This window comes from Thermoflexus sp. (assembly GCF_042408365.1).
In the GTDB taxonomy this organism is placed as follows: domain Bacteria; phylum Chloroflexota; class Anaerolineae; order Thermoflexales; family Thermoflexaceae; genus Thermoflexus.
In genome coordinates this window covers 1-7,477 of record NZ_JBHOQJ010000009.1, presented here as the reverse complement: position 1 = coordinate 7,477, position 7,477 = coordinate 1, and the positions used below count along the sequence as shown (strand labels likewise).

Sequence of the window (7,477 nt, the reverse complement as noted above, 5' to 3'; positions counted from 1 at the left end):
AGGATGGGGAATACGTTGTATTCTTCTGTCAACAGCCCATCGCGCGGATTGATCTGCACCACGGAACGAGTCGCCATATGTGAGTCACCCGATGTCACCCATGTCTCTGAACAAGTGTTACCCATGTGTCTGGTCTATACATCCCCGCAGCCCAGAGGGCTGCGGGGAGGGATAGAAGTTGAGGACCGCCTTCGGTGGTCCTCAACCCCTGAAGACCCCTAGGGGAAACGGTCTGATTTCAAGCTGCAAAAGCGCCCTATTACAAACGACCCCCAGCCTCCGAAGATCCCGGATGGCAACGGCTGGAAAGCGCGTTTCGGTGATCTCCGGCAGTGGGAACAGCCCGAGCGAAGCCTTGGAACTCAGATCCCGGACCGCCTTTTCCCGCCGTCGCTCGGGTGGGAATGGTCTGGGGACCCTGGTTGCTGTAGAGTATAAAAAGCTTGGATTTTGCGCACAATTCGTGGGTAGTTGCCCTCCTCAGCAGTGGCGAGCCCCCAAAGGTCAGAAAGCCAAAGGGGCTGCGGGGTGAGGGAAACGGTTCCTCACCCACAAAGATCCCCTCAGGATATCCAGCGGGGTGAGGCTGGGCGCATCGGATTGTGTATAAAGTCTGGTGTGTTATAATTACCCATTGCGCAGCTTCATTCAGGAGGTTCAACCCATATGCCGAAGCGGACTTACCAGCCGAAGCGACGCAAGCGGTTGAAGACGCATGGCTTCCTCGCTCGCATGCGCACGAAGAGCGGACGGCGCGTGCTGAAAGCGCGGCGGTTGAAGGGACGCTGGCGGTTGACACCTCAACCCGAAGGGGCCAAGCGGATCAATTGGAAAGGAAAGTATCGAGGTCCCTCAGGCGATAAAGACTGAACGTTAGGGGTGCGGTGGCCTCGCTGGTTCGGTTGCGCCATCGGAAAGCGATCGAGCGGGTCCTGCAAGAGGGTCGATCCTGGTCCAATGCCCTCCTAAAGTTGAAGGCGGCTCCGAACGATGGGGGGGTCATCCGGGTGGCGGTGATCGCCGGACGTCGCGCCATCGGCAAGGCGGTCCAGCGAAACCGAGCCAAGCGTCTGCTTCGGGAGGCGGCCCGCTTGCATCTCCATGAGATCCGGCCGGGATGGGATCTGGTCCTGATCGCCCGGCCGGGTTTGATCGGGCGCAAGCGGCAGGATGCGGAGGCGGCGTTGCTGGAAGGGTTGGCCCGGTTAGGGCTGTTGCGGGAAGGAGGGTCTCCGCCCTCATGAAACTCCGGGCTGCCTCGTGGAACTTCCGGGAGCCCGCCTGGCTCCTAAAAGTCTTTGCGAAGAGACAGGTGCCAGAGCAAGGGTCCGACGCGTTGGGCTTGTGCTCCGAACGGCCCGGTCCGGCTCCTCGGCGCTATCTAAACGCAATCCGATCCCTTCTCCCCACAGCCCCCAGGGGCGAGGGGAGAAGTCCCGTCCGCTGCCGGCCGCAGTCCTCTCAACAGGGGAATCCGGGATGAAGGGACCTGAACGGAACTGGACGCGTTGGCCTGCATGGAGCGCGCTGGGGCTGATCCGTCTCTACCAGCGGCTGATCTCCCCATTGTTGCCGCCTAGCTGTCGGTTCTACCCAAGTTGTTCCCAATACACCTATGAGGCCATCGCTCGCTATGGGCTGCTCCGGGGGGGATGGTTGGGGATTCGGCGAATCGCCCGGTGTCATCCTTTCCACCCCGGGGGATACGATCCTGTGCCCTAGGGAAAGGGATCCGGGCTTTGAGAGGCGAACGGCACAAGGCGCAGGCACGTTTTCTAGGCTACGAGGAGGGAGGAGAGGTTGATCCAAGCAACAGCGATGCCATGGAGGCTTTTCGCGGGGATCGGGATCCTTTCGGTGATTCTCCTGGTCGGTTGCAGCGGGGCAGGATCCAGCTGGCCTGGGATGCAGGTGAGCGGCGAGGTGATTTACGTGGCGGATCTGGACGCTGTGTTCGCAGTGGATGGGCGCTCCGGCCAGGAGCTCTGGCGGTTTCCCCCGAAGAATGGGAACGCCGGGGCTTGCTCGGGGGCTTATCACGCATCCCCGGCCGTGCTGGAGAACCGAATCGTGATCGCTGCGGAAAACCCTGGGACCGGCGAAAGCCGCCTCTGTGGGCTGGACCGGGGGAGCGGGGCGCTCCAATGGGTGTATCCTCCAGCGGATCAGCGCCCGCTGGGCCCGATCTTCGCCGGCCTGGTCTCGGATGGGACGCAGGTCTTCGTAGGGACAGGGGATGGCTGGGTGTTGGCGCTGAACCCGGAAACCGGCCAGGTCCTTTGGCAGACCCGGCTGCCGGAGGCCGGGCGAGGGGCCGCCCGGGTTTGGGCCACCCCGGCCCTCTTCGGAACCACGCTGATCGTCGGGACCATGGACCATCGCCTGCTGGCGTTGGATGGGAAGGATGGCACGCTGCGGTGGGCGGCGCCGTTCCAGGCCCAAGGGGCCATCGCGGGCGCGTTGACGCTGGACGGGGATACGCTTTACGCGGGAGCCTTCGATGATCACCTCTACGCGGTGGATCCAACCACGGGCCAAGAGCGATGGCGCTTTAAGGCGAATCACTGGGTCTGGGACGGGCCGGCGGTGGCGGGGGAACGCCTGATCGTGGGCGATATGAGCGGGCGGGTCTTCGCCCTCGATCGACAGGGGAAGCCGCTTTGGCCCCGCCCCTTCCAGGCCAACGGCCCCGTTCGCGCCCGACCCCTGGTGGTGGAGGACCGGGTTTACATCGCGGATGAGGCGGGCTGGCTTCATCTGGTGAATTTGGAGGATGGAACGAAGGTGAAGTCCGTCAACCTCGCCCCGGGGCGCCTCCTCACCCCACCGATGACGATCGCGGGTCAGATCGTGGTCGCCCCGACCGGCGGACCGTTCCGGCTGGTGGCGTTCCGTTCGGATTTGACGGAGGCGTGGAAGTTAGGGCGTTGAGCGGCGTGTCTCCATCCGGGGATTTTAGGGTGGATGGGGCCGCTGGAAAGCGGCCCATCCACCCTAAAATCGTTCGATTTCCTCTTTCGGCAGCGCGAGGCTTAAAGGAGGTTGGATGAATCCGATCACGCTGGTGACGAACCTTTTGTTCTTTCAACCGCTGGTGAACCTCCTGCTGGTGCTTTATGCGGCCCTGGGCCAGAATTTCGTGCTGGCGATCGTGGCCCTGACCGTGCTGATCCGTTTGTTGCTTTATCCATTGATGGCCCAACAACAGCGGGCGGCGAGGAAGATGCAGGAGCTGCAGCCCCGGCTCCAGGAGCTCCAGAAGAAATACGCTAAGGATCGGGAGAAGTTGGCTCAGGAGCAGATGAAGCTTTACAAGGAGGCCGGGGTCAACCCATTCGGAGGGTGTCTGCCCCTGCTGATCCAGTTCCCCATCCTCATCGCTGTCTACCAGGCGATCATCCACGTGCTGGCCCTCAATCCGATGGCCGTCATCGACTTGGCCAAGCTGCTCTATCGGTTTAACGGCTTCCCCGCTCTGGCCACGCTGCTCCCGATTCAGAGCCAGTTCCTGCTTTGGGATCTGGGGCGGCCGGAACGGATCTTCCTCCCGATTGGGGGCATCCTCATCCCCTTGCCGATCATGACCTTGCTCGTCATCCTCACGACGTGGTGGTCTCAGAAGGTGATGACGCCGCCGAGCACGGACCCCCAGACCCGTATGACGACCCAGTTGATGAACCTGTATATGCCCCTCTTTTTCGGATGGATCAGCTACAACCTGGCTGTGGGGCTGAGCATTTACTTTATCGTCACGAACTTGATCTCGGTGGCCCAGTTCGCCTTGGTGGGGCGGGATTGGAAGGGATTCCTGCTCCGCCGCTTCGCCCGGGGGAGGGATGCGTCGGCCGCTGCGACTCCTCCATCCCCTACATCCTCGGGCTCCTCTTCCCCTGCGGCCTCTGCCCGGCCTCACCGGAAAACGCGGGGAGCCCGGTGACTCGGGATGGCCTGGCCCACCCGAAAATCATTCGGCTTCCCCTTCCCATGCCCCGAAGGGCCGTGGGGAGGAGGGAAGGGGCGAGGGGCTTGCCCCGCGTGAGGCGAGGGCCCGGGCGCGGAGTCGGGCCATCCGTTTGTCCCAAGCCCGGCGGTCATGATCAAGCGGACGGTGAGCACTGATCCCTGTGAGGTGCGTATGGAGCTGGTGGTGAGCGGACCCACAATTGAGGCGGCAATTCAGGCTGGCCTGGCCCAACTGGGCGTTCCCCGTGAGGCGGTGGAGATCGAGGTGTTGGATCCAGGCAGCCCGGGGTTCCTGGGCATCGGTGCCCGCGAGGCGCGGGTCCGTCTGACGGTGCGGCGGCCCTCTGAGCTGCCCGCCCGCGAGTTGGCGCCGCAGCAAATCGAGGAGGCGGTGGCGGAGGTGGTCACGGGCCTTTTGACCTCCTTGGGGATACAGGCAACGCTTTCGATCGCTCAGGAGGCGGTGGAAGGGCCGGAAGACCGCGGGAGTTATTCCATCTGGGCTGTGCGAATTGAAGGCCCAACGGCCGGCCGGCTGATCGGCCGTCACGGCCGCACGCTGTATGCCTTCCAGACCCTGGCGCGGGCGATCGTCGCCCGCCGCGTGGGCGCCTTTGTGCCCCTGGTGGTGGATATCAACGGCTATCGGGCCAAGCGAGCCGAGGCGCTCCGCCGCTTGGCGCTGAAGAAGGCGGAACAGGTGATGGCCACAGGCCGCCCCGTGGAGCTGGAGCCCATGCCCGCTGCGGAGCGACGGGTCATCCATATGGCTTTGAAGGATCACCCCAAGGTGACAACTTACAGCATCGGCGAGGGGGAGGAACGTCGCGTCGTGATCGCCATGCGCTGGACGTCTGAGAATGCATAATCCAGGAACATCCATGTCCCCAATTGATTATGTGATTATCGGACATGTTTGTCGGGATCGGACGCCGAGCGGCCCGGCCTTTGGGGGGACAGCGGCTTACGCCGGGCGCACCGCGCTGGCCCACGGCTGGCGGGTTGGGGTGATCACCAGCACGGGGCCGGATTGGGATCCACGGTTCGCGCTGGACGGGGCGTTGTTGATGAATTTGCCCGCCGAACGCACCACGGAGTTCGAGAATCTCTACACCCCTCACGGCCGGCGGCAACGCCTCCACGGCCTCGCCGAGCGTTTGCTCCCAGCCGCGGTCCCTCTGGAATGGCGGCGCCCCCGGGTGGTCCACCTGGCCCCAGTGGCCGGAGAGGTGGACCCGTCCCTGTTGTTTCTGTTTGAGGGCGCCCTGCGGGGGATCACCCCCCAGGGCTGGATGCGCGCCTGGGATGAGGCAGGCCATGTCTATCCCCGGCCATGGGCGGAGGCCGAACAGTTCCTTCCCCATGCGGATGCGGTGGTCTTCAGCGAGGAGGATATCCAAGGGGATTGGGAGCTGGCCCACCGTTGGGCTCGCCGGACTTCCGTTCTCGTCGTCACCCAGGCGGCCCGCGGGGCCACCCTTTTCCAGGATGGGATCCCCCATCCCATCCCCGCGTATCCTGTACAGGAAGTGGATCCCACTGGGGCAGGGGATGTGTTCGCCGCGGCCTTTTTCATCCGGCTATGGGAGACTCGGGATCCTCTCGCCGCCGCTCACTACGCGGCCCGGGTGGCCGCCCTCTCCGTGACCCGTCCGGGCCTGGAAGGAACGCCTCGCCCGGAGGAGATCGAAGCGATCCGGCGGGAATTCCCGTTGCCCAGTTAGCGCCCCTTGGCAGCCGGAGAGCGGGATGCCGGTTTACGCTTTCGCGAACCAGAAAGGAGGGGTGGGGAAGACCACGTCCGCCGTGAACCTGGCCGCCTGCCTCGCGGCGGCTGGGCGTTCGGTGTTGCTGGTCGATCTGGACCCGCAGGCCAACGCGACGGCCAGCCTGGGGATCGACCGGAAGGGCCTCCGAGGCTCCGTGTATGAAGCGTTGGTCGATGGCCTGCCCCTTGGGGAACGGATCCTTCCCACCCGGTGGGCGAACCTTCAGCTGGCCCCGGCGACCTCCGATTTGGCCGGGGCGGAGGTGGAGCTGGTCCCAGCGCCGCGGCGGGAGTTCCGCCTGCGGGAGGCCCTGGAAGGGGTTCGGCGGGCATATGATTACATTTTGATCGATTGCCCCCCCAGCTTGGGTCTGCTCACGCTCAACGCGATGGTCGCTGCCGACGCCCTGATCGTGCCGGTTCAATGCGAGTACCTGGCGCTGGAGGGCCTTTCCCGGCTGCTTCAGACTATGACCCGGGTGCGGCAGCGGTTCAATCCCCAGCTGCATGTCCGGGGCTTCCTGTTGACGATGTTCGACGCCCGCTCCCGCCTGGCTCAGCAGGTGGTGGAGGAGGTTCGCCATCACTTCCCGGGCCGGGTGTTCCAGACCGTGATCCCCCGAAGCGTTCGCCTGGCGGAGGCTCCCAGTTATGGCCTGCCGATCATCGCCTATGCCCCGCAGTCGCCGGGGGCCGTCGCCTATATGGCGCTTGCCCAGGAACTGATGCGAGGGGATGGGAGCCCGGTTCCTTCCGTGAAAGGAGGCGTGCATGGCGCGTAAATTCGGGTTGGGGAAGGGCTTGGAGGCGCTGCTGCCGGCGGGCGAAACCATGGGTCTCCTGGAGGTCCCCATCGATGCCATCGAGCCCAACCCGCACCAACCTCGCCGGCAGATCGACGAGGCGGAGCTGGAGGAGCTGGCGCAATCGATCCGGGAACATGGTTTGCTGCAGCCGTTAATTGTGACCCAGACCCAGCTGGAGCCTCCGCGGTATACATTGATCGCGGGGGAGCGCCGGTGGCGGGCTGCGCAGCGCGCCGGGTTGACCATGATCCCGGTGGTGGTGCGGGAGGCAGCCCCCCAGCAGATGCTCGAGCTGGCCCTGGTGGAGAACCTCCAGCGGGCGGACCTGAACCCCATCGAGGAGGCTCAAGCGTATCGCTATTTGATCGAGACCTTCGGCCTGACCCACGAGGAGGTGGCCCGTCGGGTGGGCCGGAGCCGCGCGACGATCACCAACGCCCTCCGTTTGCTCCAGCTGCCCCCTTCGATCCAGGCCCACCTGATGGAAGGGCGCATCACGGAGGGGCACGCCCGAGCGCTGCTGATGCTCAGTAACCCCGCTCAGCAGGAGATGGTCCTCCGGCGCATCCTGGAGGAGGGGTTGAGCGTCCGCGCGGCCGAGGAGCTGGCGCGCCGCCTGCAGGGCCAGCGCCCGGCGCGGCGGAAGCCCGCCGCGCGCCCCCCTGGCATGATCGAGCTCGAGAACCGCCTGCGCCAGGCCCTGGGCACCAAGGTCCACCTCTCCGCCGGCCGCAGGAGCGGGCGGATCACCATCTATTACTATTCGGAGGAAGAGCTGGAGGCCATCGTCCAGCGCCTGTTGGGTGCGCGGTAGTGCTTCTTCTTGGGGATATGGAGTGGGGCAGCGAATCGCCCCCACCTCCTCCCCACAGCCCCAGGGGCCGTGGGGAGGGGGATGAAATTGAAAATTTCCGGTATGCGCCGGGCGCCCAAGGCGCCC

At 64.9% G+C, this 7,477-nt stretch carries 8 protein-coding genes and 1 pseudogene; all 9 read left to right on the top strand.

Features of this window, described 5'->3' with window-relative positions:
• Positions 1-666: 666 nt before the first annotated feature.
• Positions 667-798 (top strand): annotated as a pseudogene (gene rpmH / locus ACFMO5_RS00345) (50S ribosomal protein L34); the annotation flags it as partial.
• Positions 799-884: 86 nt separating this feature from the next.
• Entirely contained in the window at positions 885-1,244 is a 360-nt protein-coding gene (gene rnpA / locus ACFMO5_RS00340) for a ribonuclease P protein component (RefSeq protein ID WP_376790784.1), read from the top strand.
• A gap of 235 nt (positions 1,245-1,479) precedes the next feature.
• On the top strand, positions 1,480-1,722 hold the full coding sequence (gene yidD / locus ACFMO5_RS00335; protein ID WP_376790783.1) for a membrane protein insertion efficiency factor YidD: 243 nt from the start codon (positions 1,480-1,482) through the stop codon (positions 1,720-1,722).
• 78 nt (positions 1,723-1,800) lie between these two features.
• Positions 1,801-2,931, top strand: a complete 1,131-nt coding sequence (locus ACFMO5_RS00330; RefSeq protein WP_376790782.1) for a PQQ-binding-like beta-propeller repeat protein — start codon at positions 1,801-1,803, stop codon at positions 2,929-2,931.
• 115 nt (positions 2,932-3,046) lie between these two features.
• Positions 3,047-3,937 (top strand): YidC/Oxa1 family membrane protein insertase, encoded by an 891-nt coding sequence (locus ACFMO5_RS00325; RefSeq protein ID WP_376790781.1) that lies wholly within the window; start codon positions 3,047-3,049, stop codon positions 3,935-3,937.
• Between the two features lie 198 nt (positions 3,938-4,135).
• On the top strand, positions 4,136-4,831 hold the full coding sequence (jag, locus tag ACFMO5_RS00320; protein ID WP_376790780.1) for an RNA-binding cell elongation regulator Jag/EloR: 696 nt from the start codon (positions 4,136-4,138) through the stop codon (positions 4,829-4,831).
• Between the two features lie 13 nt (positions 4,832-4,844).
• Positions 4,845-5,687 (top strand): PfkB family carbohydrate kinase, encoded by an 843-nt coding sequence (locus tag ACFMO5_RS00315; RefSeq protein ID WP_376790779.1) that lies wholly within the window; start codon positions 4,845-4,847, stop codon positions 5,685-5,687.
• A 25-nt stretch (positions 5,688-5,712) separates the two neighbouring features.
• Positions 5,713-6,513, top strand: coding sequence for a ParA family protein (locus ACFMO5_RS00310; protein WP_376790778.1), 801 nt, complete (start codon positions 5,713-5,715; stop codon positions 6,511-6,513).
• Complete coding sequence (locus tag ACFMO5_RS00305) at positions 6,503-7,351, top strand: ParB/RepB/Spo0J family partition protein (protein ID WP_376790777.1); 849 nt, start codon at positions 6,503-6,505, stop codon at positions 7,349-7,351. Before ACFMO5_RS00310 ends, ACFMO5_RS00305 begins: the two co-directional genes overlap by 11 nt.
• Positions 7,352-7,477 lie beyond the last annotated feature (126 nt).